The organism is Streptomyces sp. NPDC107538 (assembly GCF_055657445.1).
The window spans coordinates 1-26511 of the sequence record NZ_JBVKAY010000012.1; the positions used below are offsets into that span (position 1 = coordinate 1).

Annotated in this window: 23 protein-coding genes, 1 tRNA gene and 1 pseudogene; 14 read left to right on the forward strand and 11 right to left on the reverse strand. The window is 70.2% G+C overall.

Annotation, left to right across the window (positions count from 1 at the left end; genetic code table 11):
- From ACZ7MG_RS32570 to ACZ7MG_RS32595, 6 genes and pseudogenes are all read left to right on the forward strand, one after another.
- Positions 1 to 194 (forward strand): annotated as a pseudogene (locus tag ACZ7MG_RS32570) (Tat pathway signal sequence domain protein); the annotation flags it as partial.
- Positions 195 to 474: 280 nt separating this feature from the next.
- Complete coding sequence (locus ACZ7MG_RS32575) at positions 475 to 1704, forward strand: branched-chain amino acid ABC transporter substrate-binding protein (RefSeq protein WP_471394677.1); 1230 nt, start codon at positions 475 to 477, stop codon at positions 1702 to 1704.
- 111 nt (positions 1705 to 1815) lie between these two features.
- Positions 1816 to 2748, forward strand: coding sequence for a branched-chain amino acid ABC transporter permease (locus tag ACZ7MG_RS32580; protein ID WP_471394675.1), 933 nt, complete (start codon positions 1816 to 1818; stop codon positions 2746 to 2748).
- Between the two features lie 5 nt (positions 2749 to 2753).
- The gene (locus ACZ7MG_RS32585; protein WP_471394672.1) at positions 2754 to 4580 is read left to right on the forward strand and encodes a branched-chain amino acid ABC transporter permease; all 1827 of its coding nucleotides are present in this window, start codon (positions 2754 to 2756) and stop codon (positions 4578 to 4580) included.
- Between the two features lie 5 nt (positions 4581 to 4585).
- Entirely contained in the window at positions 4586 to 5506 is a 921-nt protein-coding gene (locus ACZ7MG_RS32590) for an ABC transporter ATP-binding protein (RefSeq protein ID WP_471394669.1), read from the forward strand.
- Positions 5503 to 6219 carry an ABC transporter ATP-binding protein gene (locus tag ACZ7MG_RS32595; protein WP_471394667.1) on the forward strand — a complete coding sequence of 239 codons (717 nt, stop codon included), beginning with the start codon at positions 5503 to 5505 and terminating at the stop codon, positions 6217 to 6219. The genes ACZ7MG_RS32590 and ACZ7MG_RS32595 overlap by 4 nt, the downstream gene beginning before the upstream one ends.
- A gap of 95 nt (positions 6220 to 6314) precedes the next feature.
- On the opposite strand, the gene ACZ7MG_RS32600 is transcribed toward ACZ7MG_RS32595, so the two are convergent.
- Positions 6315 to 6968: an ANTAR domain-containing response regulator gene (locus tag ACZ7MG_RS32600; RefSeq protein ID WP_471394664.1), complete on the reverse strand. Its 654-nt coding sequence runs from the start codon at positions 6966 to 6968 to the stop codon at positions 6315 to 6317.
- Positions 6969 to 7061: 93 nt separating this feature from the next.
- On the opposite strand from ACZ7MG_RS32600, the gene ACZ7MG_RS32605 reads away from it, so the two are divergent.
- Together ACZ7MG_RS32605 and ACZ7MG_RS32610 are read left to right on the forward strand one after the other, a co-directional pair.
- A tRNA-Leu gene (locus ACZ7MG_RS32605) sits at positions 7062 to 7144 on the forward strand.
- A gap of 84 nt (positions 7145 to 7228) precedes the next feature.
- Complete coding sequence (locus ACZ7MG_RS32610) at positions 7229 to 8017, forward strand: helix-turn-helix domain-containing protein (RefSeq protein ID WP_471394661.1); 789 nt, start codon at positions 7229 to 7231, stop codon at positions 8015 to 8017.
- A 14-nt stretch (positions 8018 to 8031) separates the two neighbouring features.
- Here ACZ7MG_RS32610 and pyk read toward each other — a convergent pair whose 3' ends face one another.
- Together pyk and ACZ7MG_RS32620 are read right to left on the reverse strand one after the other, a co-directional pair.
- A complete protein-coding gene (gene pyk, locus ACZ7MG_RS32615) occupies positions 8032 to 9474 on the reverse strand; it encodes a pyruvate kinase (RefSeq protein ID WP_471394659.1) in 1443 nt (480 codons plus the stop codon).
- 133 nt (positions 9475 to 9607) lie between these two features.
- Positions 9608 to 10321 (reverse strand): SIMPL domain-containing protein, encoded by a 714-nt coding sequence (locus tag ACZ7MG_RS32620; RefSeq protein WP_471394656.1) that lies wholly within the window; start codon positions 10319 to 10321, stop codon positions 9608 to 9610.
- Between the two features lie 160 nt (positions 10322 to 10481).
- On the opposite strand from ACZ7MG_RS32620, the gene ACZ7MG_RS32625 reads away from it, so the two are divergent.
- On the forward strand, positions 10482 to 12290 hold the full coding sequence (locus ACZ7MG_RS32625; protein ID WP_471394654.1) for a 5'-nucleotidase C-terminal domain-containing protein: 1809 nt from the start codon (positions 10482 to 10484) through the stop codon (positions 12288 to 12290).
- On the opposite strand, the gene ACZ7MG_RS32630 is transcribed toward ACZ7MG_RS32625, so the two are convergent.
- The 6 genes from ACZ7MG_RS32630 to ACZ7MG_RS32655 all read right to left on the reverse strand — a co-directional run bounded on the left by ACZ7MG_RS32630 (position 12287) and on the right by ACZ7MG_RS32655 (position 20127).
- Complete coding sequence (locus ACZ7MG_RS32630) at positions 12287 to 13450, reverse strand: GDSL-type esterase/lipase family protein (RefSeq protein ID WP_471394651.1); 1164 nt, start codon at positions 13448 to 13450, stop codon at positions 12287 to 12289. The genes ACZ7MG_RS32625 and ACZ7MG_RS32630 overlap by 4 nt on opposite strands.
- A gap of 64 nt (positions 13451 to 13514) precedes the next feature.
- Positions 13515 to 14951 (reverse strand): lysine N(6)-hydroxylase/L-ornithine N(5)-oxygenase family protein, encoded by a 1437-nt coding sequence (locus ACZ7MG_RS32635; RefSeq protein WP_471394648.1) that lies wholly within the window; start codon positions 14949 to 14951, stop codon positions 13515 to 13517.
- Positions 14948 to 16339: a pyridoxal phosphate-dependent decarboxylase family protein gene (locus ACZ7MG_RS32640; RefSeq protein ID WP_471394645.1), complete on the reverse strand. Its 1392-nt coding sequence runs from the start codon at positions 16337 to 16339 to the stop codon at positions 14948 to 14950. Before ACZ7MG_RS32640 ends, ACZ7MG_RS32635 begins: the two co-directional genes overlap by 4 nt.
- 183 nt (positions 16340 to 16522) lie before the next feature.
- Positions 16523 to 19036, reverse strand: coding sequence for an aminopeptidase N (pepN, locus tag ACZ7MG_RS32645; RefSeq protein WP_471394642.1), 2514 nt, complete (start codon positions 19034 to 19036; stop codon positions 16523 to 16525).
- Between the two features lie 90 nt (positions 19037 to 19126).
- Positions 19127 to 19660, reverse strand: a complete 534-nt coding sequence (locus tag ACZ7MG_RS32650; RefSeq protein WP_471394639.1) for a response regulator — start codon at positions 19658 to 19660, stop codon at positions 19127 to 19129.
- Positions 19661 to 19731: 71 nt separating this feature from the next.
- Entirely contained in the window at positions 19732 to 20127 is a 396-nt protein-coding gene (locus tag ACZ7MG_RS32655) for a chorismate mutase (RefSeq protein WP_471394636.1), read from the reverse strand.
- Between the two features lie 82 nt (positions 20128 to 20209).
- Between ACZ7MG_RS32655 and ACZ7MG_RS32660 the strand changes: the two genes are divergently transcribed.
- Positions 20210 to 21118, forward strand: a complete 909-nt coding sequence (locus tag ACZ7MG_RS32660; RefSeq protein ID WP_471394634.1) for a hypothetical protein — start codon at positions 20210 to 20212, stop codon at positions 21116 to 21118.
- 129 nt (positions 21119 to 21247) lie between these two features.
- Here the strand turns inward: ACZ7MG_RS32660 and ACZ7MG_RS32665 are convergent, their stop codons facing one another.
- Together ACZ7MG_RS32665 and ACZ7MG_RS32670 are read right to left on the reverse strand one after the other, a co-directional pair.
- The gene (locus ACZ7MG_RS32665) at positions 21248 to 22198 is read right to left on the reverse strand and encodes an SDR family oxidoreductase (protein WP_471394631.1); all 951 of its coding nucleotides are present in this window, start codon (positions 22196 to 22198) and stop codon (positions 21248 to 21250) included.
- Entirely contained in the window at positions 22195 to 22977 is a 783-nt protein-coding gene (locus tag ACZ7MG_RS32670) for an SDR family oxidoreductase (RefSeq protein ID WP_471394629.1), read from the reverse strand. Before ACZ7MG_RS32670 ends, ACZ7MG_RS32665 begins: the two co-directional genes overlap by 4 nt.
- Before the next feature lie 66 nt (positions 22978 to 23043).
- On the opposite strand from ACZ7MG_RS32670, the gene ACZ7MG_RS32675 reads away from it, so the two are divergent.
- The 4 genes from ACZ7MG_RS32675 to ACZ7MG_RS32690 are packed head-to-tail and all read left to right on the forward strand — an operon-like array spanning position 23044 to position 26504.
- The gene (locus tag ACZ7MG_RS32675; RefSeq protein ID WP_471394626.1) at positions 23044 to 23871 is read left to right on the forward strand and encodes an enoyl-CoA hydratase family protein; all 828 of its coding nucleotides are present in this window, start codon (positions 23044 to 23046) and stop codon (positions 23869 to 23871) included.
- Positions 23864 to 24712, forward strand: coding sequence for a CoA transferase subunit A (locus ACZ7MG_RS32680; RefSeq protein ID WP_471394623.1), 849 nt, complete (start codon positions 23864 to 23866; stop codon positions 24710 to 24712). The genes ACZ7MG_RS32675 and ACZ7MG_RS32680 overlap by 8 nt, the downstream gene beginning before the upstream one ends.
- Positions 24709 to 25440 carry a CoA-transferase subunit beta gene (locus tag ACZ7MG_RS32685; protein ID WP_471394620.1) on the forward strand — a complete coding sequence of 244 codons (732 nt, stop codon included), beginning with the start codon at positions 24709 to 24711 and terminating at the stop codon, positions 25438 to 25440. Before ACZ7MG_RS32680 ends, ACZ7MG_RS32685 begins: the two co-directional genes overlap by 4 nt.
- 14 nt (positions 25441 to 25454) lie before the next feature.
- Positions 25455 to 26504: an NAD(P)H-dependent flavin oxidoreductase gene (locus ACZ7MG_RS32690; protein ID WP_471394617.1), complete on the forward strand. Its 1050-nt coding sequence runs from the start codon at positions 25455 to 25457 to the stop codon at positions 26502 to 26504.
- The last annotated feature ends 7 nt before the right edge of the window (positions 26505 to 26511 follow it).

A 26511-nucleotide genomic window follows, 5' to 3' on the forward strand; every position in this document is an offset into this window, starting at 1 on the left:
TCATCACCATGCGCATCACGGAATGCGGAAAAGTACCGGAGAGCGCCGGACTTCCTTTCCTGGACGTAACTCTACGTAATACGCGCGCAATAGAAGCGCACAGTTTCATCTTGGGCGAGCGCTATGCGCAGGACCTCTCCGACGCCCTTCAGGTCGCCTGTAGCAACGATTCCATGTCATCACCAAACGCCTGAACACTGCTGAACCTACCCGCGTCGACCCTGCACGTTCTCACCATGCGGACAGGGCGAATCGGCCCGAATTCCGCACATCCACCCACTGAGTACCGCTCTGCATTACCTCGTGTCATAACAAGAGCGTCACAGCCTTGGTCAGACTCTCCTCCACGTTCCCCACACACGCTTAGAGTCACGCCCAGTCACCGCGCCAACGGAATCGAAGTCACGTCTTCGGCCCAGCGCTCGACTCGGCCGCTTCCAAACAGGAAGGGCCGTGCCAGGGAAAGGACTGATCGTGCGTCAACGTTCGCTCATCGCCATCACCGCCGCTCTGGCGGCGGGAGCACTCACTCTCACCGCCTGTGGATCGCGCGACGAGGGCAACGGCGGCTCGGACACCAGCGGTGGCACCACTGTCGTCATCGGCGTCGACGCCCCGCTCACCGGTGACCTCTCCGCGCTGGGCCTCGGCATCAAGAACTCCGTGGACCTCGCCGCCAAGACCGCCAACAAGGACAAGTACGTCGAGGGCATAACCTTCAAGGTCGAGGCCCTCGACGACCAGGCGCAGCCCTCCTCGGGCCAGCAGAACGCCACCAAGCTCGTCGCCGACAAGAACGTCCTCGGTGTCGTCGGCCCCCTGAACTCCTCGGTCGCCGAGTCGATGCAGAAGGTCTTCGACGACGCCAAGCTCGTCGAGGTCTCCCCCGCCAACACCAACCCGGCCCTGACCCAGGGCCCGGACTGGCAGAAGACCAAGACCCGCCCGTACAAGTCGTACTTCCGCACCGCGACCACGGACGCCATCCAGGGCCCGTTCGCCGCGCAGTACGTCTACAACGACGCCAAGAAGAAGAAGGTCTTCGTCATCGACGACAAGAAGACCTACGGCGCCGGTCTGGCCGCCACCTTCACCGCCGAGTTCAAGAAGCTCGGCGGCGAGGTCGTCGGCACCGAGCACATCGACCCCGAGGCCAAGGACTTCTCCGCGGTCGCCACCGAGGTCAAGTCCTCCGGCGCCGACGTCGTCTACTACGGCGGCGAGTACCCCCAGGCCGGCCCGCTCAGCAAGCAGATCAAGGCCGCCGGCGCCAAGATCCCGCTCGTCGGCGGTGACGGCATCTACAGCGCCGAGTTCATCAAGCTCGCCGGCACCGGCGCCACCGGTGACCTCGCCACCTCCGTCGGCGCGCCCGTCGAGGAACTGCCCTCGGCCAAGGAGTTCGTCGCCAACTACAAGACCGAGGGCTACAAGGAGGCCTACGAGGCCTACGGCGGCTACTCCTACGACTCGGCCTGGGCGATCATCGAGGCCGTGAAGAAGGTCGTCGAGGACAACGACGGCAAGCTTCCCGACGACGCCCGCGCCAAGATCACCGAGGCCGTGCAGAACGTCTCCTTCGACGGCGTGACCGGCAAGGTCTCCTTCGACGAGTACGGAGACGCCACCAACAAGCAGCTGACCGTCTACTCCGTCGAGGGCGGCGAGTGGAAGGCCGTCAAGTCCGGTACCTACACCGGCTGATCCACACCCGCACCAACCCATGAGCCGCGCGGGGCGCCGCACCACTGGCGCCCCGCGCGGACTCGCATCCGGTCACACCCCTCGACAATCCGAAGTCTCGGAGGACATGCGGTGAACGAACTGCCGCAGCAGCTGGTCAACGGCCTGCTACTGGGATCCATGTACGGGCTGGTCGCCATCGGCTACACGATGGTCTATGGCATCGTCCAGCTCATCAACTTCGCCCACGGTGAAATCTTCATGGTGGGCGGATTCGGTGCCCTCACCATGTACCTGTACGTGCTGCCCGACGGCACGTCCATGTGGGTGGCGCTGCCCCTCATGCTCATCGGCGGCATCCTCGTCGCCGTGCTCGTCGCGGTCGGCGCGGAACGCTTCGCCTACCGCCCCCTGCGCACAGCCCCCCGCCTCGCGCCCCTCATCACCGCCATCGGCCTCTCCCTCGCCCTCCAGCAGGCGGTATGGGCCTGGTACCCCAACGCCCGGTCCTCGATCACCTTCCCCCAGATCGACGGCGGCCCCTTCGAGATCGGCAGCGTCACCATCCAGACCGGTGACATCTTCCTGCTGCTCGCCGCCCCCATCAGCATGGCGATCCTGGCGTACTTCGTGATGAAGACCCGCACCGGCCGCGGCATGCAGGCCACCGCGCAGGACCCGGACACCGCCAAGCTCATGGGCATCAACACCGACCGCATCATCGTGGTCGCCTTCGCCCTCGGCGCCGCCTTCGCCGCCGTCGGCTCCGTCGCCTACGGCCTCAAGTACGGCGAGGTCCAGTTCCGCATGGGCTTCATCCTCGGCCTCAAGGCGTTCACCGCGGCCGTCCTCGGCGGCATCGGCAACATCTACGGCGCCATGCTCGGCGGCCTGGTCCTCGGCGTCGCCGAAGCCCTCTCCACCGCCTACATCAGCGACATCCCCGGCATGGACCAGTTCGGCAGCCAGTCCTGGGCCAACGTCTGGGCCTTCGCACTCCTCATCCTCGTGCTCCTCGTCAGGCCCCAGGGCCTGCTCGGTGAGCGCGTGGCGGACAGGGCGTGACACCGATGACCACACAGACCACCACACCCCAGGCCGACGCCAAGACGATCGCCGGCACCCCGCACAGCCTCGTGGGCATCCCCCCGCACATCGGCCGCGCCCTCGCCACCGGCGGCGGCGCCCTCGCCGTCGTCTCCACCTTCCTGGCCTGGACCTGGACCTCCGCCTTCCCCGGCGACCTCACCGTCTACGGCTACCCCGGCGGCCTCCAGGTCCTCGTCCTCATCGGCGGCGCCATCACCGCACTCCTCGGCCTGTCGTCGTACGGAGTCAAGGGCCTGCGCTGGCTGACCCCCGCCGGCGCCGACGGCGCGATCAAGCTCGCCGCGCTCGGTACCTTCGTCACCACCTGGTACACGATCATCGCGATCACCGCCCAGCTCGGCGGACTCGTCAACCTGGAACCCGGCGCCTGGGTCGCGGGCATCACCAGCCTCGCCGCCCTCCTCGGCGCCCTCGCGCTGCCGTACGCACGGCCCGAAACCGAGCCCGGCGACCCGGACGACACCGGCTGGGACCAGTTCCGCCACAACGCGCGCAACCAGTGGACCGTCATCAAGGGCGCCTTCGCCTCCGGCACCGCCGCCCCCGCACGCCAACTGCCCGCGTACACCGAGATCCTGATCATCGTCGCCGCACTCGCCCTCGGCCTGACCGTCTTCACCTACGGCATCGGCACCGAGTACGACGAACTGTTCATCGGCTTCCTCATCACCGCGGGCTTCTGCTTCGGCGCGGCCTCGAAGGCCGGCCTCGTGGGCCGGGTCTCCGCCCTCACCGCCAAGCACCGCAACGTGACGATGATCGGCGCGTTCGTCGCCGCCGCCGCCTTCCCGTTCACCCAGTCCGACGACCAGTACGCGACGATCGGCGTCTACATCCTGATCTTCGCCACCGTCGCCCTCGGCCTGAACATCGTCGTCGGCCTCGCCGGCCTCCTCGACCTCGGTTACGTCGCCTTCCTCGGTGTCGGCGCCTACACCGCGGCCATGGTCTCCGGCTCCCCCTCCTCCCCCTTCGACATCCAGCTGCCGTTCTGGGCCTCCGCCCTCCTCGGTGCCGCCGTCGCCATGATCTTCGGTGTCATCATCGGCGCCCCGACCCTGCGGCTGCGCGGCGACTACCTCGCCATCGTGACGCTCGGCTTCGGTGAGATCTTCCGGATCGCCGTCCTCAACATGGACGGCACCTCCGGCCCCGACATCACCAACGGCTCCAACGGCATCTCCTCGATCCCGAACCTCAACATCCTCGGGTTCGACTTCGGCCAGGAACACACCTTCCTCGGCTTCACCATCGCCCGCTTCGCCAACTACTTCCTGCTGATGCTCCTCATCACGCTGGTCGTGGTCGTCGTCTTCCGGCGCAGCAGCGACTCCCGCATCGGCCGCGCCTGGATCGCCATCCGCGAGGACGAGACCGCCGCCCTCGCCATGGGCATCAACGGCTTCCGCGTCAAGCTGATCGCCTTCGCCCTCGGCGCCGCGCTCGCCGGCCTCGCCGGCACCGTCCAGGCCCACGTCACCTACACCGTGACACCCGAGCAGTACCAGTTCGCCGCGGTCGTCCCGCCCAACTCGGCCTTCCTCCTCGCGGCGGTCGTCCTCGGCGGCATGGGCACCATCAGCGGACCCCTCGTCGGCGCCGCGCTGCTCTACCTCATCCCGTCCAAGCTCCAGTTCCTGGACGACTACCAGCTCTTCGCATTCGGACTCGCGCTCGTCCTGCTGATGCGCTTCCGCCCGGAGGGCCTCATCCCGAACCGGCGCCGCCAGCTCGAATTCCACGAAGAGGCCGAAGCGCCCACGGTCCTCAGCAAGGCAGGGGCCTGACCACGATGACTACCGACACCACCACCAAGGACACCGCCCCGGGCCCCGACGCCCCCGGCGAGACCGTCCTCGACGCCCGCGGCGTCACCATGCGCTTCGGCGGCCTCACCGCCGTACGCAACGTCAACCTCACCGTCAACAGCGGCGAGATCGTCGGACTGATCGGCCCCAACGGCGCCGGCAAGACGACCTTCTTCAACTGCCTCACCGGCCTCTACATCCCCACCGAGGGCGAGGTCCGCTACAAGGGCCAGGTCCTGCCGCCCAAGTCCTTCAAGGTCACCGCGGCCGGCATCGCCCGCACCTTCCAGAACATCCGTCTCTTCGCCAACATGACGGTCCTGGAGAACGTGCTGGTCGGACGCCACACCCGCACCAAGGAAGGCCTCTGGTCCGCGCTCCTGCGCGGCCCCGGCTTCCACAAGGCGGAGAAGGCCTCCCGCGAACGAGCCATGGAACTCCTGGAGTTCGTCGGCCTCGACGCCAAGGCCGACCACCTCGCCCGCAACCTCCCCTACGGCGAACAGCGCAAGCTGGAGATCGCCCGGGCCCTCGCGAGCGAACCCGGCCTGCTCCTCCTCGACGAGCCCACCGCCGGCATGAACCCCCAGGAGACGCGGACGACCGAGGAACTGGTCTTCGCCATCCGCGACAAGGGCATCGCCGTCCTCGTCATCGAGCACGACATGCGGTTCATCTTCAACCTCTGCGACCGCGTCGCCGTCCTCGTCCAGGGCGAGAAACTCGTCGAGGGCGACAGCGCCACCGTCCAGGGCGACGAACGCGTCGTCGCCGCCTACCTCGGTGAACCCTTCGAGGACGCACCCGGCCAGGACGAGGTCGCCGAGGTCGAGGCCGCCGAAGCGAACGCCGAGCCCACGAAGGACACCGCGCCCGGCGCGCCCGGCAAGGAGAACGACCGATGACCGCACTCCTCGAAGTCGAAGACCTCCGGGTCGCCTACGGCAAGATCGAAGCCGTCAAGGGCATCTCCTTCAAGGTCAACGCCGGCGAGGTCGTCACCCTCATCGGCACCAACGGCGCCGGCAAGACCACGACCCTGCGCACCCTCTCCGGGCTGCTCAAGCCCGTCGGCGGCCAGATCAAGTTCAACGGCAAGTCGCTGAAGAAGATCCCCGCGCACGACATCGTCGCGCTCGGGCTCGCCCACTCCCCCGAGGGGCGGCACATCTTCCCGCGCATGACCATCGAGGACAATCTCCGCCTCGGTGCGTTCCTGCGCGACGACAAGGCCGGCATCGAGAAGGACATCCAGCGCGCCTACGACCTCTTCCCCATCCTGGGCGAACGCCGTAAGCAGGCCGCGGGCACCCTCTCCGGCGGCGAGCAGCAGATGCTGGCCATGGGCCGCGCGCTCATGTCCCAGCCGAAGCTGCTGATGCTGGACGAGCCCTCCATGGGCCTGTCCCCGATCATGATGCAGAAGATCATGGCCACCATCGCCGAACTGAAGTCCCAGGGCACCACGATCCTGCTCGTCGAGCAGAACGCGCAGGCCGCGCTCTCCCTCGCCGACCAGGGTCACGTCATGGAGATCGGCAAGATCGTCCTCTCGGGCTCGGGCGGCGACCTGCTGCACGACGAGTCGGTCCGCAAGGCGTACCTCGGCGAGGACTGAGGCCGACGCCGGGCATCGCCCTCGCATACGACGAGGCCCGCACCCCCTGCGGAAGGGGGTGCGGGCCTCGTCGTAGGTACGGGCAGTGGCGGGGGTCAGCCCTTGGCCGCCTTCTTCTCGTCGGCGTCCTGGATGACCGCCTCGGCGACCTGCTGCATGCTCATCCGCCGGTCCATCGACGTCTTCTGGATCCAGCGGAACGCGGCCGGCTCGGTCAGCCCGTACTCCGTCTGCAGGATCGACTTCGCGCGGTCGACGAGCTTGCGGGTCTCCAGGCGGAGCGTGAGGTCGGCGACCTCGTTCTCCAGCTCCTTCAGCTCGGTGAACCGCGAGACGGCCATCTCGATCGCCGGAACGACATCACTCTTGCTGAACGGCTTCACCAGATACGCCATCGCGCCGGCGTCCCGGGCCCGCTCGACGAGGTCGCGCTGCGAGAAGGCGGTCAGCATCAGCACGGGGGCGATGCGCTCCTCGGCGATCTTCTCGGCCGCCGAGATCCCGTCCATCTTGGGCATCTTCACATCGAGGATCACCAGGTCCGGCTGATGCTCCCGGGCCAGCTCGACGGCCTGCTCACCGTCCCCGGCCTCCCCCACGACCGAATACCCCTCCTCCTCCAGCATCTCCTTCAGATCGAGACGGATCAACGCCTCGTCCTCGGCGATGACGACACGGGTCGTCAGCGGAGGCACGTGCGACTTGTCATCGTCGTCGGCGACGGGCTGGGGCGACTCGGGGGCGGTCACGGGGGCTCCTAGCTGCAGGGCAGGGGTACTGCTGACATGAGGGTACCTAGCTGCGGCGTAGCACGGTGACCCGGTACACTCTCCGAAGCACCGGCCGGGTTGGTGGAACGGTATACACGGAGGTCTCAAACACCTCTGCCCGTGAGGGCTTGCGGGTTCGAGTCCCGCACCCGGTACCTGTCGAAAAGCGGATGTCCACGTTCTCGTGAACATCCGCTTTTTGCTGCACACGGTTGCGATCAGTGACACAGAGTGGTCGCATGAACTTTCACGGCACAGAAGTACGACAGCGAGCGATCACGCTTCTCAGGAGCGGCTCCAAGAACGCGGATGTGGCGCGGACACTCAACATCCCGCTGGGCACGATCAGCTACTGGAAGCACATGGACCGCGCCAAGCGCGGAGAGTGCCCTGGCCCCCACCAACCGGCTTGTCCACGCTGCGACGGGCGCCCCTTGGACACAGCCGCGTACTCCTATCTACTCGGCCAGTACCTGGGCGACGGCCATATCAGCCATTACTCGCAGCACCGCGTGCCGAGCCTCACGATCGCCAGTGCCGACGCATGGCCAGGGATTGCCAAAGAGACCAAAGCCGCGATGCAAGCCGTCTTTCCGGACAACGGTGTGCATCGGCTCCAGCGCACCGGATGCCAGAACATCAAGCTCTACTCGAAGCACCTGCCCTGCCTGTTTCCCCAACACGGTCCCGGCAGGAAACACGAACGCCCCATCACCCTCGAAAGCTGGCAACAAGCCATCGTCGACGCCCACCCCTGGGAGTTCATCCGCGGCCTCATCCACTCCGACGGGTGCCGCATCACCAACTGGACGACCCGCCTCGTCGCCGGTGTGACAAAGCGCTACGAATACCCCCGCTACCTCTTCACCAACAAGTCGGACGACATCAGAGGGCTCTTCACCGACACTCTGAACAAGGTAGGCGTCGAGTGGACAACACTCGCTCGCGGCAGCGACCCGTTCAACATCTCCATCGCCCGCAAAGCCTCCGTCGCCCTCATGGACGCCCATGTGGGTCCGAAGTACTGAGCCATACTGAGCCCTTACTGCTGCTTCGGGCTGTCGTCCTCTCCGATGTGGTGGACGCGGACCATGTTCGTGGTGCCGGCCACCCCCGGCGGTGACCCGGCCGTGATCACCACCACGTCCCCCTTCTTGCAGCGGCCGTACTTCAGCAGCAGCTCGTCCACCTGGTCGACCATCGCGTCGGTGGAGTCGACCTGGGGGCCGAGGAAGGTTTCCACGCCCCACGTCAGACTCAACTGCGAGCGGGTCGCGGGGGTGGGGGTGAAGGCGAGGAGGGGGATCGGGGAGCGGTAGCGGGAGAGGCGGCGGGCCGTGTCGCCGGACTGGCTGAAGGCGACCAGGAATGTCGCGTCGAGGAAGTCGCCGATCTCGGCGGCCGCACGGGCCATCGCGCCGCCCTGGGTGCGGGGCTTGTTGTGCTCGGTGAGGGGCGGCAGCCCCTTGGCCAGCATCTCCGCCTCCGCCGCCGCGACGATGCGGCTCATCGTGCGGACCGTCTCCACCGCGTACTTGCCGACACTTGTCTCGCCGGACAGCATCACCGCGTCCGTGCCGTCGAGGACCGCGTTGGCCACGTCGCTGACCTCGGCCCGGGTCGGGCGGGAGTTGTTGATCATCGAGTCGAGCATCTGGGTGGCGACGATGACCGGCTTGGCGTTGCGCTGGGCGAGTTTGACCGTGCGCTTCTGGACCAACGGGACCTGTTCCAGGGGCATTTCGACGCCGAGGTCGCCGCGCGCGACCATGATGCCGTCGAAGGCCGCGACGATGTCGTCGATGGCGGCCACCGCCTGCGGCTTCTCGATCTTCGCGATGACCGGGAGCCGGCGGCCCTCCTCGTCCATGATCCGGTGGACGTGTTCGATGTCCCGGCCGGAGCGGACGAAGGAGAGGGCGATGACGTCGAAGCCGGTGCGCAGCGCCCAGCGGAGGTCGTCCTCGTCCTTCTCCGACATGGCGGGGACCGAGACGGCGACGCCCGGGAGGTTCAACCCCTTGTGGTCGGAGACCATGCCCCCTTCGACGACCTTCGTGCGGACGCGAGGGCCGTCGACCGCCGTGACTTCGAGGGTCACCTTGCCGTCGTCGACGAGGATCTGTTCGCCGGGGCTCACGTCGGCCGCCAGGCCGTCGTACGTCGTGCCGCAGATCTCGGCGTCCCCTGCCACCCCCTCCTCCACGGTGATGGTGAAGGTGTCGCCGCGTTCAAGGAGTACGGGACCTTCGGTGAAGCGGCCGAGGCGGATCTTCGGGCCTTGAAGGTCGGCGAGGGTGCCGACGCTGCGGCCGGTCTCGTCGGCGGCCTTGCGGACGTGCTGGTAGCGCTCGTCGTGTTCGGCGTGGCCGCCGTGGCTGAGGTTGAAGCGGGCGATGTCCATGCCGGCCTCGACCAGGGCCTTGATCTGGTCGTACGAGTCGGTGGCGGGCCCGAGGGTGCAGACGATCTTTGCTCGGCGCATGGATCGAGCCTATGGCTTACCCACCGGTAGTGATGTGGTGGAGCGTGACTACTCAACGGCCGTCAGGTGAAGGGTAATTGACAAGTGGTCACCACACTGCGCCCCACGGCCGCCAAGCATTGAAGGGATGAGGTCACAGTCGCGGTGGCAGCATCGTGAAGCGTGCGTTGACCTGGGCGTGGACGCGTTGGCGCTGGGGTTCGAGGTCGAGGGGGGCGGCGGTGCTCTCGGCCGCGGCGACCATGGAGCGCATACGGCCGCCGGGGGCCGCCGGGCCGACGGGCTGAGGGGCCTCGGCTCCGATGTCGGCGAGTTCGACGAGGGCGGCGAGGGTGGTGCCGAGGGCTTCCGCGTATTCGCGGGCGCGCTGCACGGCTTCCTTGACCGCCTGCTGCCTGGCCCGTTTGTAGGCGGGTGAGTCGGGGCGCAGGGCCCACCAGGGGCCGTCGACGCGGGTCAGGTCCAGGTCGGCGAGGCGGGTGGTGAGTTCGCCGAGGGCCGTGAAGTCGGTCAGCTCCGCGGTGACGTGGACGCGGCCGTGGTAGGCGTGGATCCGCTCCCCCCTGCCCTTCTCCTTCAGTTCGGGGGTGATGGAGAAGGCGCCGGTCTCCAGTCGTTCGACCGCTTGGCCGTAGGACTTGACGAGGTCGAGGACGGTGGCGTTGCGGCGGGTGAGGTCGTCGAGGGCGGCGCGCCGGTCCCTGCCCCGGGCGAGGACGGTGACTCCGATGCGGGCTATCTCGGGGTCGACTTCGAGGCGGGCCTCGCCGCGGACGGCGATGCGGGGGGCGTCGGGGGTGCCGTAGGGGACGGCGGCGGGCTGGGCTTCCTCTGGACTGGTGGTCATACGTCCCACTCTGTCACTCGGGTCCGGCATCCGTGGCCTGGTCATGGCGGCCGCAGGTCACCAGATCGCAACCTGTGGGGGCTGTTGCGGCGGGGGCCGGACGGGTCAGAATCTACGCGCGTCAAGACTGACCGTCCGTTCCTCCGAGGAGTGCCCAGACATGCCCCTGAACCGCCGGAAGTTCCTGAAGAAGTCGGCCGTCACCGGTGCGGGACTGGCCGTCGCCGGTACGGCGATGGCTCCCAGCGCGCAGGCGGCCACGGTGACGGCCGGCGGGAAGAAGGCGCCGAAGCGGTACAGCTTCACCGTGATGGGGACGACCGACCTGCACGGCAACGTCTTCAACTGGGACTACTTCACGGACAAGGAGTTCGACGACAAGGCGCACAACGACGTCGGTCTCGCGAAGATCTCCACGCTGGTGAACCGGATCCGCGAGGAGAAGGGGCGCCGGAACACGCTGCTCATCGACGCCGGTGACACCATCCAGGGCACGCAGTTGTCGTACTACTACGCGAAGGTGGACCCGATCACCGCCAAGGGCGGTCCGGTGCACCCGATGGCGCAGGCGATGAACGCGATGGACTACGACGCGGCGGCGCTGGGGAACCACGAGTTCAACTACGGCATTCCGGTGCTGCGGAAGTTCCAGAAGCAGTGTCGTTTCCCGCTGCTGGGCGCGAACGCGCTGGACGCCAAGACGCTGTTGCCGGCGTTCCCGCCGTACAGCATGCACCGGATGCGTACGCCGCACGGGCCGGATGTGCGGGTGGCGGTCCTGGGGCTCACGAACCCGGGTATCGCGATCTGGGACAAGGCCAATGTGCAGGGGAAGATGACGTTCCCGGGGCTGGAGGAGCAGGCGGCGAAGTGGGTGCCGAAGCTGCGGTCGATGGGGGCGGACGTCGTCATCGTGTCGGCGCACAGCGGCTCGTCGGGGACGTCGTCGTACGGTGATCAGCTGCCGTACATCGAGAACGCGGCGGGGCTGGTGGCCGAGCAGGTGCCGGGGATCGACGCGATCCTCGTCGGGCACGCGCACACGGAGATCCCGGAGTACTTCGTCACCAACAAGGAGACGGGTAAGCAGGTCGTGCTGTCGGAGCCGCTGAAGTGGGGGCAGCGGCTGACGCTGTTCGACTTCGAGCTGGTGTGGAGCAAGGGCTGCTGGAAGGTCGAGAAGGTCGCGGCGCAGGTCCTCAACTCCAACACGGTGGAGGAGGACCCGAAGATCGTGAAGATGCTCGGGGACGAGCACGAGAAGGTCGTCGCGTACGTCAATCAGATCATCGGTACGAACGCGGCCGAGATGACGTCGGTGGAGGCGCCCTACAAGGACGTGCCGATCATCGACCTGATCAACCACATCCAGGCCGACACGGTGAAGCAGGCGCTGGCGTCGGGTGAGTACGGGTCGCTGCCGGTGCTGTCGCAGGCGGCGGCGTTCTCGCGGAGCGCGGTGATCCCGGCGGGGAACGTCACCATCCGGGACGTCGCGGGTCTGTATGTCTTCGAGAACACGCTGGAGGCGCGTCTGATGACGGGCGCCCAGATGAAGGCGTATCTGGAGTTCTCGGCGAACTACTTCGTGCAGACGGGGGCGGACGCGGCGGTCGATCCGGCGCAGCTGACGAACGCGAACGGCACGCCGGACTACAACTACGACGCGGTGAGCGGTCTGTCGTACGAGATCGACATCGCGAAGCCGGCCGGGTCGCGGATCACGAACGTGCGGTTCGAGGGTGCGCCGCTGGCGGACGACCAGAAGTTCGTGTTCGCGGTGAACAACTACCGGGCCAACGGCGGCGGTAACTTCCCGCATGTCGCCGCGGCCCAGTTGCTGTGGTCGAACTCGGACGAGATCCGTAACACGATGATCGCGTGGGTGAAGGCGAAGGGGTCGATCGACCCGGCGGCCTTCGCGTCGGTGGACTGGAAGCTGACGCGGAACGGTACGCCGGTCTTCTAGAGGTTCAGGAGTGACAGGTCGACGGCGTCGGCGATGGCTTTCGCGCCGGCGTCGTTGACGTGGAGGCCGTCGCCGCTGTTGTAGGCGTCGCGGATGCGGGTGGGGTGGTCCGGGTCCGCGACGGCGGCGGCGACGTCGATGACGGCGTCGAAGGGGTGGGTGTCGCCGAGGAGCCAGGTGTTGACCTCGGCGCGGACGGCCTGGCCCTCGTCGGTGTCGTAGCCGGGGTAGACGGTGCCGGCGTAGGGGCCGACCGTGCTGCCGATGACGGTGAGTCCGGCGGCGTGGAGGCGGTCGGCGAGGGTGGTCAGGCCGGCGATCAGGTCGGCGGCCGTGGGGAGTTTGGCGGGCTCGGGGAAGGCGATGGCGCCGGGCAGGCCGAGGTCGTTGAGGCCGGTGTGGACGATGACGTGGCTGACGCCGGGGATGTCGAGGACGTCCCGCTCCACCCTGGACAGCAGGTGGGCGCCGATCTCGTCGGTGAGGAGGCGGTTGCCGGAGATGCCGGTGGCGACGATCCAGCCGCTGGTGAGACGGCGGTCGAGCCGGGCGGGGAAGCTGCCGCCGGTGCCGGGGGTGGTGGCCATGCCCTCGATCCAGGAGTCCCCGAAGGCGACGGCGATACGGGTGGTGTCGGCGGCGAGGACGTCGAGGCCGGTGACGAGGTGCCCGGTGATGAGTTCGTCGGACTCGTCGAGGGATTCGGCGGTGAGCTGGTCGCCGGGGACGGCGTGGCCGACGTCGTAGGGGATGGCGGAGTGGGTGGTGAGGCCGGTGTCGCCGGGGAGGTAGAGGCTGAGGGCGAGTTCCTGGCCGGCGATGACGGGGGCTTCGACGGGATCGCTGACGATCTCCTCGCCGGGCGGGACGGTGACGGTCTCGGCGCCGGCGAAGAGGAGGGTGATGTCGGTGGCGGGGTCTATGGTGCTGCCTTCGACGCGGTGGGCGAGGTGGGCGCCGCCGATCTCCAGCGGGGTGCGGCCGTAGCGGTTGCTGAGGCGGACGCGCAGGGCGTCGCCACCGCCCGCCGGGCGCAGGGTCTGGCGCACGGTCTGGTCGGTGAAGCCTCGGACTTCGAAGAGTTTGAAGGCTTCGTGGGGGTCGATGACGGCGGAGCGGTGGGCGGCGATCCAGGTCTTGCCTGCGCGGGTGCTGGTCATGGCCGAAAGGTAGGCAGATTCTCTGCAGCCGTCACCACTCCTGCCCTACTTCTTTACTGTTCGATTACCTTACGTCGGCGAGGGGCGTCAGCCGGGGGGCGGACCGCTCGCCGCGCGCGGGCGGGATCCGCGGGCCGGGTTCGAGGCCGAAGGTGGTGAAGGCGGTGCGGCTGGGCAGGGGGTAGGGCTCCTTGCCGGTGAGGGTGTTGAGGATGTGGGCGCTGCGCCAGGCGGCCAGGCCGAGGTCGGGGGCGCCGACGCCGTGGGTGTGCAGTTCGGCGTTCTGGACGTAGACATGGCGGCCGGCGGCGGTGACGGACGGGTCGAGGATCATTCGGAACCGGTCGTCGACGCGGGGCCGTTCGCGGCTGTCGCGCCGCATGTACGGGTCGAGGCCGGCGAGGACGCGGTCGAGGGGGCGCTCGTGGTAGCCGGTGGCGAGGACGACGGCGTCGGTGGTGAGGCGGGAGCGGGTGCCCTGTTCGCCGTGTTCGAGGTGGAGTTCGACCTTGGTGGTGGCGAGCCGGCCGGCGGTGCGGACGTGGACGCCGGGGGTGAGGACGGTGTCGGGCCAGCCGCCGTCGAGGGTGCGGCGGTACAGCTCGTCGTGGATGGCGGCGAGGGTGTCGGCGCCGATGCCCTTGTGGAGCTGCCACTGGGCGGCGACGAGCCGGTCCCGGGTGGGTTCGGTGAGGGCGTGGAAGTAGCGGGTGTAGTCCGGGGTGAAGTGTTCGAGGCCGAGCTTGGAGTACTCCATGGGTGCGAACGCCTCGGTGCGGCCGAGCCAGTGCAGGCGCTCGCGGCCCACGGGCCGGTGGCGCAGCAGGTCGAGGAAGATCTCGGCCCCCGACTGTCCGGCGCCGATGACGGTGACATGTCCGGCGGCCAGCAGGCGGTCGCGCTCGCCGAGGTAGTCCGCGGCGTGGATGACGGGCACGCCGGCCGCCTCGACGAGCGGCTTGAGGGGTTCGGGGACATGGGGTTCGGTGCCGACGCCGAGCACGATGTTCCGGGCGTAGGTGCGGCCGAGGACCTCGGTCTCGCCGTCGCCGTCCAGGTGGGTGTGGTCGACCTCGAAGAGGTCTCGTTCGGGGTTCCAGCGCACCGAGTCGACCTGGTGTCCGAACCGCAGTCCGGGGAGGTTCTCGGCGACCCAGCGGCAGTAGGCGTCGTACTCGGCGCGCTGGATGTGGAACCGCTCGGCGAAGTAGAACGGGAAGAGCCGGTCGCGGGTCCTGAGGTAGTTCAGGAACGACCAGGGGCTCTTCGGGTCGGCGAGGGTCACCAGGTCGGCGAGGAACGGGACCTGGACGGTGGCGCCCTCGATGAGGAGGCCCGGGTGCCAGTCGAAGCCGGGGCGCTGTTCGTAGAAGACGGCGTCGAGTTCGGTGAGGGGGTGGGCGAGGGCGGCGAGGGAGAGGTTGGCGGGTCCGATGCCGACACCGACGAGGTCGCGGGGGGCTTCGGGTGCGCGCCGGTCGTGCGCGGGGGGCGTGCTCATGCGGGGGTGTGTCCTTCGGGGAGTGCTGCGAGGTCTGCGGGTGTGGCGGCTGCCACGAGCTTCAGCAGGGTGGCGAGGTCGGCCGGCCGGGTGTGCGGGTTGAGCAGGGTGACCTTGAGCCACAGACGGCCGTCGGGTGCGGCGCGGCCTATGACGGCCCGGCCGTCGTGGAGGAGGCGGCGGCGTACGGCGGCCACGGTGGCGTCGGAGGCCCCGGCGGGCCGGAAGAGGACCGTGCTGAGGGTGGGCCGGTCGTACAGGTCGAGGCCGGGGTGTGCCTCGACGCCGGCGGCGAACTCCTGGGCGAGCGCGCAGACCCGGTCGACGAGACGGCCGAGTCCGGTGCGGCCCAGGGTCTTGAGGGTGACGGCGATCTTGAGGATGTCGGGCCGTCGGGTGGTCCGCAGGGAGCGGCCGAGCAGATCGGGCAGCCCGGCCTCGGTGTCGTCGTCCGCGTTGAGGTAGTCGGCGCGGTGGCCGAGGACTTCGAGATCGTGCGTGTCGCGTACGGCGAGGAGGCCGGCGGCGACCGGCTGCCAGCCGAGTTTGTGCAGGTCCAGGGTGACGGTGTGGGCGCGGGCGAGGCCGTCCAGGCGGGCCCGGTGCCGGTCGCTGAAGAGGAGGCCTCCGCCGTAGGCCGCGTCGATGTGGAGGCGGGCGCCGTGGGCCTCGCACAGGTCGGCGATATCGGGCAGCGGATCGATGAGCCCGGCGTCGGTGGTTCCGGCGGTGGCGGCGACCAGGAGGGGCCCTCGGAGGTGGGTGAGGGCGTCGTCCAGGGCGGCGGGGTCCAGGGTGCCGGCCGGGGTCGGGACGGCGACGGGCTCGGGCAGGCCGAGGAGCCAGGCGGCGCGGGGCAGGGAGTGGTGGGCGTTGGCCCCGTGGACGAGCCGTACGCCGGGGTGCGCCTCACGGGCCAGCAGGACGGCGAGGTGGTTGGACTCGGTGCCCCCGGTGGTGACCAGCGCGTCGGAGGCGCCGGTCTCCTCGGCCAGGGCCCGCGTCACCAGCGCTTCGAGCGCGGAGGCCGCCGGGGCCTGGTCCCAGGAGTCGAGGGACGGGTTCAGCACGGAGACGGCGAGGTCGGCGGCGACCGCCACGGCCAGGGGCGGGGTGTGGAGGTGGGCCGCGCACAGCGGGTCGGCGGGGTCGGCGGTGCCGGTCGCGAGGGCCCGGACGAGTCGAGGGAGGGCGTCCGGCTCCCCCTCGACGGGCAGCGCCTCCCCGAGCACGTCCCGCACCCTCGCCGCGACCGCCTCCGGACCACCGGCCGGCAGGGGCCCGCCCCGCGCCTCGGCCCCCTCCCGCAACGCGTCGAGCACGGTGTCGAGCAACGGCCGGAGCACACCGGGACCTTGGGGTCCCGACGCGAGAGGCGGGGCAGTCATGGATTCCTCCGAGCACGGGGAATCCCATCTTGTACGCCGATCGGGTGCCGAGCCCGAAAAGACGGCTAATTACAACCAAAAGAGGGTAGTGCAGCGCGCCCCGAAAGGGGCGCGGGGAACTGCGCGACCAGCCACCTACGGCCGCAAGCCCGCAGAACCCCCAAGCCCCCACGGCGCTCCGGTCTATCCCTCCCGCACCCGCAACGCCCTCCCGAGATCATCCAGTTGATCCACCAGCTTCCGCCGCAACGCCGGAATCAGCTCCCCGTCCTCAAGACACCGCTCCCCCAGCCCCAGCGTCTCCGGATCCACCGCGTACACCGGGAACGCCCACCGCCCCGCCGCCTCCGCGATAGCGGGCCCGCGCCGAGCGGCCAGCGCGACCGCGTCGCCCCAGTACCGCTCGACGTACTCCGTGAGGAGTTCCGCCTGCTCCGGCTGCCAGAACCCCTGGGCCGTCGCGGTGAACAGGTAGTTGGAGAGGTCGTCGGTGGTGAACATCGCCTCCCAGGCGGCCCGCTTCGCCTCGGCGTCGGGCAGCGCGGCCCGGCAGCGGGCGGCGCCCTCCCGGCCGCTGGCACTGGGGTCCCGCTCCAGTTCGCCGTCGATCGCGGCGGCGTCCACCGCGCCGAGCACGGCGAGCCGGCCGAGGACGCGCCAGCGCAGTTCGGGGTCGAGTTCGGGCCCGCCCGGAACCGTGCCTTCGGCGAGCCAGGCGGCGATGGTCTCGGGGTGGGCGGCGACGTCGATGAAGTGGCGTACGGCGGTGAGGCGCAGCCCCGGGTTGTCGCCGTCCTCGGTGCGGCGGATGAGGTCGCGGCACAGGGAGCCGAGCGTGGACAGGCCGGCGGCGCGCTGCTCGGGGGCGAGGAAACGGTCGGCGACCTGCGTGGTGGCGAAGGCGAGGACGCCCTGCACGATGGCGAGGTCGGTCTCGCGCGGCAGGTGGGTGCGGGCCGCCTCCAGGTAGGCGGTGGGCGGGAGTTCGGCGTCGCGGACGGCGTCCCGCAGGGCGTTCCAGACGACGGCGCGGGTGAGCGGGTCGGGGAGGCCGCTGAGGTGGGCGGTGACGGCGGCGAAGGACTCGGCGTCGAAGCGGACCTTGGCGTAGGTGAGGTCGCCGTCGTTGAGGAGGAGCAGGGCGGGCCGCTTGCCGATGGGCTGCTCGGGCTGGTCGGCGTTCTGGGGGAGGTCGAGTGCGACGCGGTGGCGGAGGGTGAGGTGGCCCTGGTCGTCGCCGTGGTCCCGGTCGTAGAGGCCGACGGCGATGTGGTGGGGGCGGCTGCCGGTGCGGTCGACGGTGACGGTGTGGGTGCCGTCGGCGGCGCGGGTGACCTTGGGGGTGAGGGTGTCGACGCCGGTGGTGCGGAGCCAGGCGTCGGCCCAGGCGTGGACGTCGCGTTCGGTGGCGCCGGCGAGGTTGTCGATGAAGTCGGCGAGGGTGGCGTTGCCGAAGCGGTGCCGGGTGAAGTGGGCGTTGATGCCGGCGAGGAAGTCCTTCTCGCCGAGCCAGGCGACGAGTTGGCGCAGGGCGGAGGCGCCCTTGGCGTAGGAGATGCCGTCGAAGTTGAGGAGGGCGGCGGCGGTGTCGTCGACGTTCTCGGGGGCGACGGGGTGGGTGGAGGGGCGCTGGTCGGCGTCGTAGCCCCAGGCCTTGCGGGCGATGCCGAAGTCGACCCAGGTGTCCGTGAAGCGGGTCGCTTCGGTGAGGGTCTGGTAGCCCATGTACTCGGCGAAGGACTCGTTCAGCCAGATGTCGTCCCACCACCTGAGGGTGACGAGGTCGCCGAACCACATGTGGGCCATCTCGTGGGCGATGACCATGGCGCGGGTCTGGCGTTCGGTGTCGGTGACGGCGGAGCGGTAGACGAACTCGTCGCGGAAGGTGACGAGGCCGGGGTTCTCCATGGCGCCGGCGTTGAACTCGGGGACGAACGCCTGGTCGTAGGAGTCGAAGGGGTACGGCTCCTCGAACTTGTCGTGGTAGCGGTCGTAGAGGGCGCGGGTGATGTCGAGGAGCTCGTCGGCGTCGGTGTCGAGGTGGGGGGCGAGCGAGCGGCGGCAGTGGATGCCGAAGGGCAGGCCGCGGTGTTCGGTGCGGACGGAGTGCCAGGGGCCGGCGGCGACGGCGACGAGGTAGGTGGAGATCAGCGGGGTGGTGGCCGCCCGCCAGGTGCCGTCGTCCTGGTGTTCCGTGACGCCGTTGGCGAGGACGGTCCAGCCTTGCGGGGCGGTGACGGTGAGGTCGAAGACGGCCTTGAGGTCGGGTTGGTCGAAGGCGGCGAAGACGCGTTGGACGTCGTCCATGAAGAGCTGGGTGTAGACGTACGTCTCGCCGTCGGTGGGGTCGGTGAAGCGGTGCATGCCCTCGCCGGTGCGGGAGTAGCGCATGGCGGCGTCGACGCGCAGTTCGTGGTCGCCCGGGGTGAGGCCCTTGAGGAGGAGGCGGTTGCCGTCCAGGGTGCCGGGGTCGAGGGGCTCCCCGTCGAGGGTGACGGAGCGCAGTTCGGCGGGCTTCAGCTCGACGAAGGTGTCCGCGGCCTTCTTCTTCCCCCGTACGGTGAAGTGGATGACGGTACGGGAGTCGAAGGTCTCGTCGCCGCGCGTGAGGTCGAGGGCGATCTCGTAGCGGTGGACGTCGAGGAGCCGAGCACGGGCATGCGCTTCGTCGCGCGTCAGTACGGACATGAGGGACATGCTGCCTGATGCCTTTGGCACAGGACAGGGGCGGGCCTGGTACGCGACCTTTGTCCGGTCGCGTACGCCGCGCGTCCGGTCGTATGCGGCCTATGCCCGGTCCTCGGCCCGGCCCTTCGCGCCGTCGTGCTGCGCGGGGACGCGCCCCCGGCCGCGGTGGTCGCCGTCGGCTCGCGTGAGGTCCTCGTGGTCCTTGAGGCGGGCGCGCAGGTCGCGGACCTCGCGTTCCAGGGCGTGGGCGCGTTCGTGGGCGTCGTAGAGGTAGCGGACCTTGGTGCGCAGGGCCCAGGGGTCGATGGGTTTCATCACGAGGTCGGCGACGCCGAGGCGGAAGGCGGTGGCGGTGAGTTCGGCGTCGGGGCCGAAGCCGGTGAGGAGGAGGACGGGGATGTGCTGGGTCTGTTCGACGCCGCGCATGTAGCGGACGACGTCGATGCCGCTGACGCCGGGCATACGGACATCGAGGAGGAGCAGGCCGACCTGGCCGCGCAGGACTTCCTTGAGTGCCGCGTCGCCGCTGGTGGCGCGGGTCAGTCGGTAGCCCAGCGGGGCCAGGGCGCTCTCCAGGGCGAACAGCGTGTCCTCATGGTCGTCGACGATGAGGATCTTGGCTTCCGACGGCATGGCCTCTCACCGTGAGTGGTCGATTCCTGACGAGGAGTGCTCACGCAGGATGCCCGCTGACGGACTCGATGTCACTCCCCCGCGTGCGGTGCCGTGGCGGCCGTGCCCGTCGCGCTGTTCAGGGCGTCGTCCGCGATGCGTTCGTGGTGGCGGATGACCTCGGCGATGATGAAGTTGAGCAGTTTCTCCGCGAACGCCGGGTCCAGCTTGGCACTTTCGGCGAGTCCGCGCAGCCGGTCGATCTGCTGGGCCTCGCGGCCCGGGTCGGCGGCGGGCAGTTGGTGCGCGGCCTTGAGGTGGCCGACCCGCTGGGTGCACTTGAAGCGTTCGGCGAGCATGTGGACGACGGCGGCGTCGATGTTGTCGATGCTGTCCCGCAGTCGGGTGAGTTCCGCCCGGACGTCCGCGTCGACCTCGCCGGCCGGCGCGGTGGCGGTCTTCGCCTCATTGGTGTTGCTGGTGGTCATGGTCGTCACCCTACGACGCCGTGGTTCGCCGCCCGAACCGGCTTAGAGTGGAACGTATCGAGGCGTCTTAAGGGGTGCGGACGTGGCGAACGGCGGACCTGTCGAGCACGGCTACCCGCACCTGGAGACCGTGCGGGCGTCGATCACCGCGCTGTACAAGCGGCTCTCCTACGACACGATCCAGACCTTCGCCACCAGCGTGGCCCCCGTCGACGTGGCCTTCTGCGACACCGACGATCTGCATCTCGGCGCGCAGCGGGTGGCGCGGGAGCTGGTGCGGCACTATCGGCTGCCGGACGCCCGGATGATCGTCGGGTTCCGGGAGATGACGCAGGCGGCGAGCGTGGAGCTGGCGGCGGGGCCGGAGTACTTCGTCGAGCTGAACGACCGGTTCCGCAATCACCGCCGGGACATCGGGGCGGCTCTCGCGCACGAGATCATGCACGTCTATCTGCACCGGCTCGGGCTGTCCTTCCCCGGCACCCGTGACAACGAGATCCTCACGGACACGGCGGCGACGTATCTGGGGGCGGGGTGGCTGCTGCTGGACGCGTACCGGGAGGACGCCGCGTCGTCGCAGAAGCTGGGGTATCTGACGCCGGAGGAGTTCGGGTACGTGCTGGCCAAGCGGGCGCAGGTGTTCGGGGAGGATCCGTCGGTGTGGTTCACCAGCGCGCAGGCGTACTCCGCGTTCGCGGAGGGCCGGGTGCGGGCGCAGCGGGACGAGCGGCAGCCGCCGCTGACGGCGGCGGGGTGGGCGGGGCGGCGGCGGTATGCGCGGGATCGGCGCCATGCGGGGGACCTGCGGTCGGCTGTGCCGGGGGTGGGGGTGCCGTATGTGTTCACTGCGGAGGGGGGTGGGGGTGGGGGTGGGTTGTTGCGGGTGTCGTTTCCCTGTCCTACGTGTCATCAGCGGATTCGGGTGCCGGTGCGGGGGCGGGTGCGGGCTCGGTGTGGGTTGTGTCGGACGGTGTTGGAGTGCGACACGTAGGTTTTGGGGGCGCGGGAGGGGGTGGTGGGGGGCGGTGCGTCGGCGGGTGCGGGTCGGTGGGGGCTTGTCGCGCAGTTCCCCGCGCCCCCAAAAAAATCGGGGGCGCGACCTTGTTTCAAAGGCCCCGGGTCATCCCGTCCCGTACACCGGGCCCGGTGTCTTCGCCTCCGCCAGGAGCTTTCGTACGGTCTCTCCTGCCCCCTCCGGGGTTCGGCGGGTGCCCTTGTCCTCCGTCGGGCCCGGGTGCCAGCCCTGCATGACGGTGATGCGGCCGCCTTCTGTCTCGAAGACGCGGCCGGTGACGCCCTCGCTGGCGGGGGAGCCGAGCCAGACGACCAAGGGGGAGACGTTCTCGGGGGCCATCGCGTCGAAGCCGGTGTCGGGGGCGGTCATGGTGTCGGCGAAGGTGGTCTCGGTCATGCGGGTGCGGGCGGCGGGGGCGATGGCGTTGACCTGGACGCCGTACCGGGCGAGTTCGGCGGCGGCGACGAGGGTGAGGCCGACGATGCCGGCCTTGGCGGCGCTGTAGTTGCCCTGGCCGAGGGAGCCGAGCAGACCCGCGCCGCTGCTGGTGTTGACGACGCGCGCGGTGGGGGTGCGGCCCGCCTTGGTCTCGGCGCGCCAGTGGGCGGCGGCGTGCTTCAGGGGGAGGAAGTGTCCCTTGAGGTGGACGCGCAGGACGGCGTCCCAGTCGTCCTCGTCGAGGTTGACGAGCATGCGGTCGCGCAGGAACCCGGCGTTGTTGACGAGGGTGTCGAGGCGGCCGTACGTGTCCAGGGCGGTGCGGACGAGGGAGGCGGCGCCGGCGGTCGTGGCGATGTCCGCGCCGTGCGCGACCGCGTGCCCTCCCGCGGCGCGGATCTCCTCGACGACGCGGGCGGCCGGGCTGTCGGCGTCCGGGGTGCCGTCGAGTCCGACGCCGAGGTCGTTGACGACCACGCGGGCGCCCTCGGCGGCGTACGCCAGCGCGTGCGCCCGCCCGAGGCCACGGCCCGCGCCGGTCACGACGACGACGCGCCCTTCGCAGAGCCGGGGTGTGTCCCGTGCTGTGTCCTCCGCCGTGGCGTCTGACGTGTTCATCGTGGTTCTCCTTCGTCCGTGCCGGTCGTCGCCGCGTCCAGGAAGGCCGGGCGTTCGCCGCCGCCGTGGACGAGGAGGGAGGCTCCGGTGATGTAGGCCGCCGCGTCGGAGGCGAGGAAGACGGCCGCTTCGCCGATGTCGGCGGGGGTGGCGAGGCGGCCCAGCGGGACGGTGCGGGCGACGGCCGCGACGCCCTGTTCGTCGCCGTAGTGGAGGTGGGCGAGTTCGGTGTGGACCATGCCGAGGACGAGGGTGTTGACCCGGATCTCCGGGGCCCATTCCACGGCCATGGAGCGGGCGAGGTGGTCGAGGCCGGCCTTGGCCGCGCCGTAGGCCGCCGAGCCGGGGGAGGGGCGGCTGCCGCTCACACTGCCGATCATCACGATCGCGCCCCGGGCCCGCCGGAGGTGTGCGTGGGCGGCGAGGGAGACGGTCAGCGGGGCGGTGAGGTTGAGTTCGATCACGCGCGCGTGGCGGTGGGCGTCGGTCTCGGCGAGCGGGCGGTAGGGGGTGCCGCCGGCGTTGTTCACCAGGACGTCCACGCGGGGCAGTTCGGCGAAGAAGCGGTGCACGGCGTCGGGGTCCCGGACGTCCAGCGGTCTGAACTCGGCGCCCTTGAGCGGCACTTCGGGTGGGCGGCGGGCGCAGGTCACGACCTCGGCGCCGGCTTCGGCGAAGGCCCGGGCGAGGCCGGCGCCGACACCGCGTGTGCCGCCGGTGACGACGGCGACCTTGCCGTTGAGCCGCTTCCCGTGGAGGCCCTTCCCGTTGAGCGGCATCCGCTGCTACCTTCCCCTCACGAGACATACCTAACAAACGTTAGGTGGAAGGTAGCTGATGCTCCGATGGGTGTCTCCACCTCGTCCCCGGAAAAGGGGATTTCCGTCGTCACCGTCGACTTCCCGCCGGTGAACGCGCTGCCGGTGCGCGGGTGGTTCGAGCTGGCCGACGCCGTGCGCGCGGCGGGCCGCGATCCCGGGGTGCGGTGTGTGGTGCTGGGTGCGGAGGGGCGCGGGTTCAACGCCGGGGTGGACATCAAGGAGATCCAGGCGGCGGGGCCGAGCGCGCTGCTCGGCGCCAACCACGGCTGCGCGGAGGCCTTCGCCGCCGTGTACGAGTGCGAGGTGCCGGTGGTCGCCGCCGTGCAGGGGTTCTGTCTGGGCGGCGGGATCGGGCTGGTGGGCAACGCGGACGCGATCGTGGCCGGCGAGGACGCGACCTTCGGGCTGCCGGAGCTGGACCGGGGCGCGCTGGGCGCGGCGACGCATCTGGCCCGGCTGGTGCCCCAGCATCTGATGCGCGCGCTGTTCTACACCTCGCGTACGGTCACGGCCGCCGAGCTACGGTCCCACGGCTCGGTGTGGCGGGTCGTACCGCCTGCCGAACTGCGCGCCGCCGCACTGGAGTTGGCGCGGGAGATCGCCGCGAAGGACGGCCGGCTGCTGCGGCTGGCCAAGGCCGCGCTCAACGGCATCGACCCCGTGGACGTCCGCCGCAGCTACCGCTTCGAGCAGGGCTTCACCTTCGAGGTGAACCTGAGCGGGGTGGCCGACGAGGTCCGCGACGCGTTCGGGAAGGGTGGGAGAGGTGGGAGGGCCGGGACGTCCGGGGCGGCCAAGAGGGACGGCTCGCCCGAGGGAAGCGGCGCGGGAGAGGGGAATCCGGGTGAGTGACAAGAGCATGACCGCCGAGGAGGCCGTCGCACGGCTGGAGAGCGGCATGACCCTCGGCATCGGCGGCTGGGGCTCGCGCCGCAAGCCGATGGCGCTGGTGCGGGCGCTCCTCCGGTCCGGGGTCACCGATCTCACCGTCGTCTCGTACGGCGGCCCGGACGTCGGCATGCTCGCCGCCGCCGGACGCGTCCGGAAGCTGGTCGCCCCCTTCGCCACCCTGGACTCCATCCCCCTGGAACCGCACTACCGCGCGGCGCGCGAGCGGGGCGCGTTCGAGCTGATGGAGATCGACGAGGCGATGTTCATGTGGGGGCTGCGGGCCGCCGCGCACCGGCTGCCCTTCCTGCCGGTCCGGGCGGGCATCGGCTCGGACGTGATGCGGGTCAACCCCGCTCTGCGGACGGTCACCTCGCCGTACGACGACGGGGAGACCTTCGTCGCCATGCCTGCCCTGCGCCTGGACGCCGCGTTCGTGCACGTCAACCGGGCCGACCGGCAGGGCAACGGCCAGTATCTGGGCCCGGATCCATACTTCGACGACCTCTTCTGCGAGGCGGCCGAGTCGGCGTACCTGTCGTGCGAACGGCTCGTGGACACGGCCGAGTTGACGAAGGCCGGCCCACCCCAGTCGCTGCTGGTCGGCCGCCAGGTGGTGACGGGCGTGATCGAGGCCCCGAACGGCGCGCACTTCACCTCGTGCGCCCCCGACTACGGCCGGGACGAGGCCTTCCAGAAGCTGTACGCGGGCACGCCGTGGGAGGAGTTCGCCGGGCGGTTCCTGACGGGGGACGAGCCCGCCTACCAGTCGGCCGTGCGCGCGTGGCAAGGGGAGGGTTCATGAGCGGTGCGACCCGTGCCGAGTACTGCGTGATCGCCTGTGCCGAGGCCTGGCGCGGTGCCGGGGAGATCCTGGCCAGCCCCATGGGGCTCGTCCCGGCGCTGGGCGCGCGCCTCGCCCGGCGGACCTTCGCGCCGGACCTGCTGCTGACCGACGGCGAGGCCCTGCTCGTCGGCCCCGACGGCACCGTGGAGGGGTGGCTGCCCTACCGGCGGCACCTGGCCCTGGTCACCGGCGGCCGACGGCACGTGATGATGGGCGCGAGCCAGCTCGACCGGTACGGCAACCAGAACATCTCGTGCGTCGGCGACTGGGCGAGGCCGAGACGGCAGCTGCTCGGGGTGCGGGGCGCCCCGGTCAACACCCTCAACAACCCCACGAGTTACTGGGTCCCCCGGCACTCCCGGCGGGTCTTCGTCGAGAAGGTCGACATGGTGTGCGGGGTCGGCTACGACCGGGTGGCCGAGCATCCGGCCGCCGCCCGCTTCCACCACCTCCCGCGTGTCGTGTCCGACCTCGGCGTGTTCGACTTCGCGACGCCCGACCACAGGATGCGGCTGGCCTCCCTGCACCCCGGTGTCACGGTCGAGCAGGTCGGGGAGGCGACCGGTTTCGAGCTCGCCGTCCCGGACGAGGTGCCGTACACCCGGGAACCGACCGAGGACGAGCTGCGGCTGATCCGCGAGGTGCTCGATCCGGAGAACGCCCGCGCGCGCGAAGTCCAGGGCTGAGGGGGACCGGGCCGATGGAGACCGCTCTCACCCGGCTCGTCGGCGTCCGCCATCCGATCGTGCAGACCGGGATGGGCTGGGTCGCCGGCCCCCGGCTGGTCTCCGCCACGGCGAACGCGGGAGCCCTCGGCATCCTGGCCTCCGCGACGATGACACCGCCCCAACTCCGGGACGCCGTACGGGAGGTGCGGTCCCGCACGGACGGCGCGCCGTTCGGGGTGAACCTGCGGGCCGACGCGGGCGACGCGCGGGAGCGGGTGCGGATCATCGTCGAGGAGGGCGTCCGGGTCGCGTCGTTCGCGCTCGCGCCGTCCCGGGAACTGATCGCCGAACTGAAGGACGCGGGCGTGGTCGTGATCCCGTCCGTCGGCGCCCGGCGGCACGCCGAGAAGGTGGCGGCGTGGGGTGCGGACGCGGTGGTCGTGCAGGGCGGCGAGGGCGGCGGACACACCGGGGAGGTGGCGACGACCGTGCTGTTGCCGCAGGTCGTGGACGCCGTCGACATCCCCGTCGTCGCGGCCGGCGGCTTCCACGACGGGCGCGGGCTGGTGGCGGCGCTGGCGTTCGGGGCGGCCGGGGTGGCGATGGGCACCCGGTTCCTGCTCACCTCGGACTCGACGGTGCCCGACGCCGTGAAGGCCCGCTATCTGGCCGCGACGGTCAAGGACGTCACCGTCACCAGGGCCGTGGACGGGCTGCCGCACCGGATGCTCCGCACGGAGTTCGTGAGCGCGCTGGAGGCGTCCGGCCGGGCGCGCGCCCTGCTGCACGCCGTGCGCCACGCGGCCGGGTTCCGGCGGCTCTCCGGGCTCACCTGGCGCCGTATGGTCCGCGACGGCCTCGCGCTGCGGCACGGCAAGGACCTCACGTTCAGTCAGGTCCTGCTCGCCGCCAACACACCCATGCTGCTCAGGTCCGCGATGGTGGACGGCCGTACGGACCTCGGGTTGATGGCGGCCGGGCAGGTCGCCGGGGTGATCGACGACCTGCCGTCGTGCGCGGAGCTGGTGGAACGGATCATGAAGGAGGCGGAGGAGACGCGGGAGCTGCTCGGCGGCCTCTGAGGTGTTC

Coding starts and splice junctions, on each gene's coding strand:
- ACZ7MG_RS32585 (WP_471394672.1), top strand. CDS start 2,754: ATGACCACACAGACCACCACACCCCAGGCCGACGCCAAGACGATCGCC.
- ACZ7MG_RS32590 (WP_471394669.1), top strand. CDS start 4,586: ATGACTACCGACACCACCACCAAGGACACCGCCCCGGGCCCCGACGCC.
- ACZ7MG_RS32595 (WP_471394667.1), top strand. CDS start 5,503: ATGACCGCACTCCTCGAAGTCGAAGACCTCCGGGTCGCCTACGGCAAG.
- ACZ7MG_RS32610 (WP_471394661.1), top strand. CDS start 7,229: ATGAACTTTCACGGCACAGAAGTACGACAGCGAGCGATCACGCTTCTC.
- pyk (WP_471394659.1), bottom strand. CDS start 9,474: ATGCGCCGAGCAAAGATCGTCTGCACCCTCGGGCCCGCCACCGACTCG.
- ACZ7MG_RS32620 (WP_471394656.1), bottom strand. CDS start 10,321: ATGACCACCAGTCCAGAGGAAGCCCAGCCCGCCGCCGTCCCCTACGGC.
- ACZ7MG_RS32625 (WP_471394654.1), top strand. CDS start 10,482: ATGCCCCTGAACCGCCGGAAGTTCCTGAAGAAGTCGGCCGTCACCGGT.
- ACZ7MG_RS32630 (WP_471394651.1), bottom strand. CDS start 13,450: ATGACCAGCACCCGCGCAGGCAAGACCTGGATCGCCGCCCACCGCTCC.
- ACZ7MG_RS32635 (WP_471394648.1), bottom strand. CDS start 14,951: ATGAGCACGCCCCCCGCGCACGACCGGCGCGCACCCGAAGCCCCCCGC.
- ACZ7MG_RS32640 (WP_471394645.1), bottom strand. CDS start 16,339: ATGACTGCCCCGCCTCTCGCGTCGGGACCCCAAGGTCCCGGTGTGCTC.
- pepN (WP_471394642.1), bottom strand. CDS start 19,036: ATGTCCCTCATGTCCGTACTGACGCGCGACGAAGCGCATGCCCGTGCT.
- ACZ7MG_RS32650 (WP_471394639.1), bottom strand. CDS start 19,660: ATGCCGTCGGAAGCCAAGATCCTCATCGTCGACGACCATGAGGACACG.
- ACZ7MG_RS32655 (WP_471394636.1), bottom strand. CDS start 20,127: ATGACCACCAGCAACACCAATGAGGCGAAGACCGCCACCGCGCCGGCC.
- ACZ7MG_RS32665 (WP_471394631.1), bottom strand. CDS start 22,198: ATGAACACGTCAGACGCCACGGCGGAGGACACAGCACGGGACACACCC.
- ACZ7MG_RS32670 (WP_471394629.1), bottom strand. CDS start 22,977: ATGCCGCTCAACGGGAAGGGCCTCCACGGGAAGCGGCTCAACGGCAAG.
- ACZ7MG_RS32675 (WP_471394626.1), top strand. CDS start 23,044: ATGGGTGTCTCCACCTCGTCCCCGGAAAAGGGGATTTCCGTCGTCACC.
- ACZ7MG_RS32685 (WP_471394620.1), top strand. CDS start 24,709: ATGAGCGGTGCGACCCGTGCCGAGTACTGCGTGATCGCCTGTGCCGAG.
- ACZ7MG_RS32690 (WP_471394617.1), top strand. CDS start 25,455: ATGGAGACCGCTCTCACCCGGCTCGTCGGCGTCCGCCATCCGATCGTG.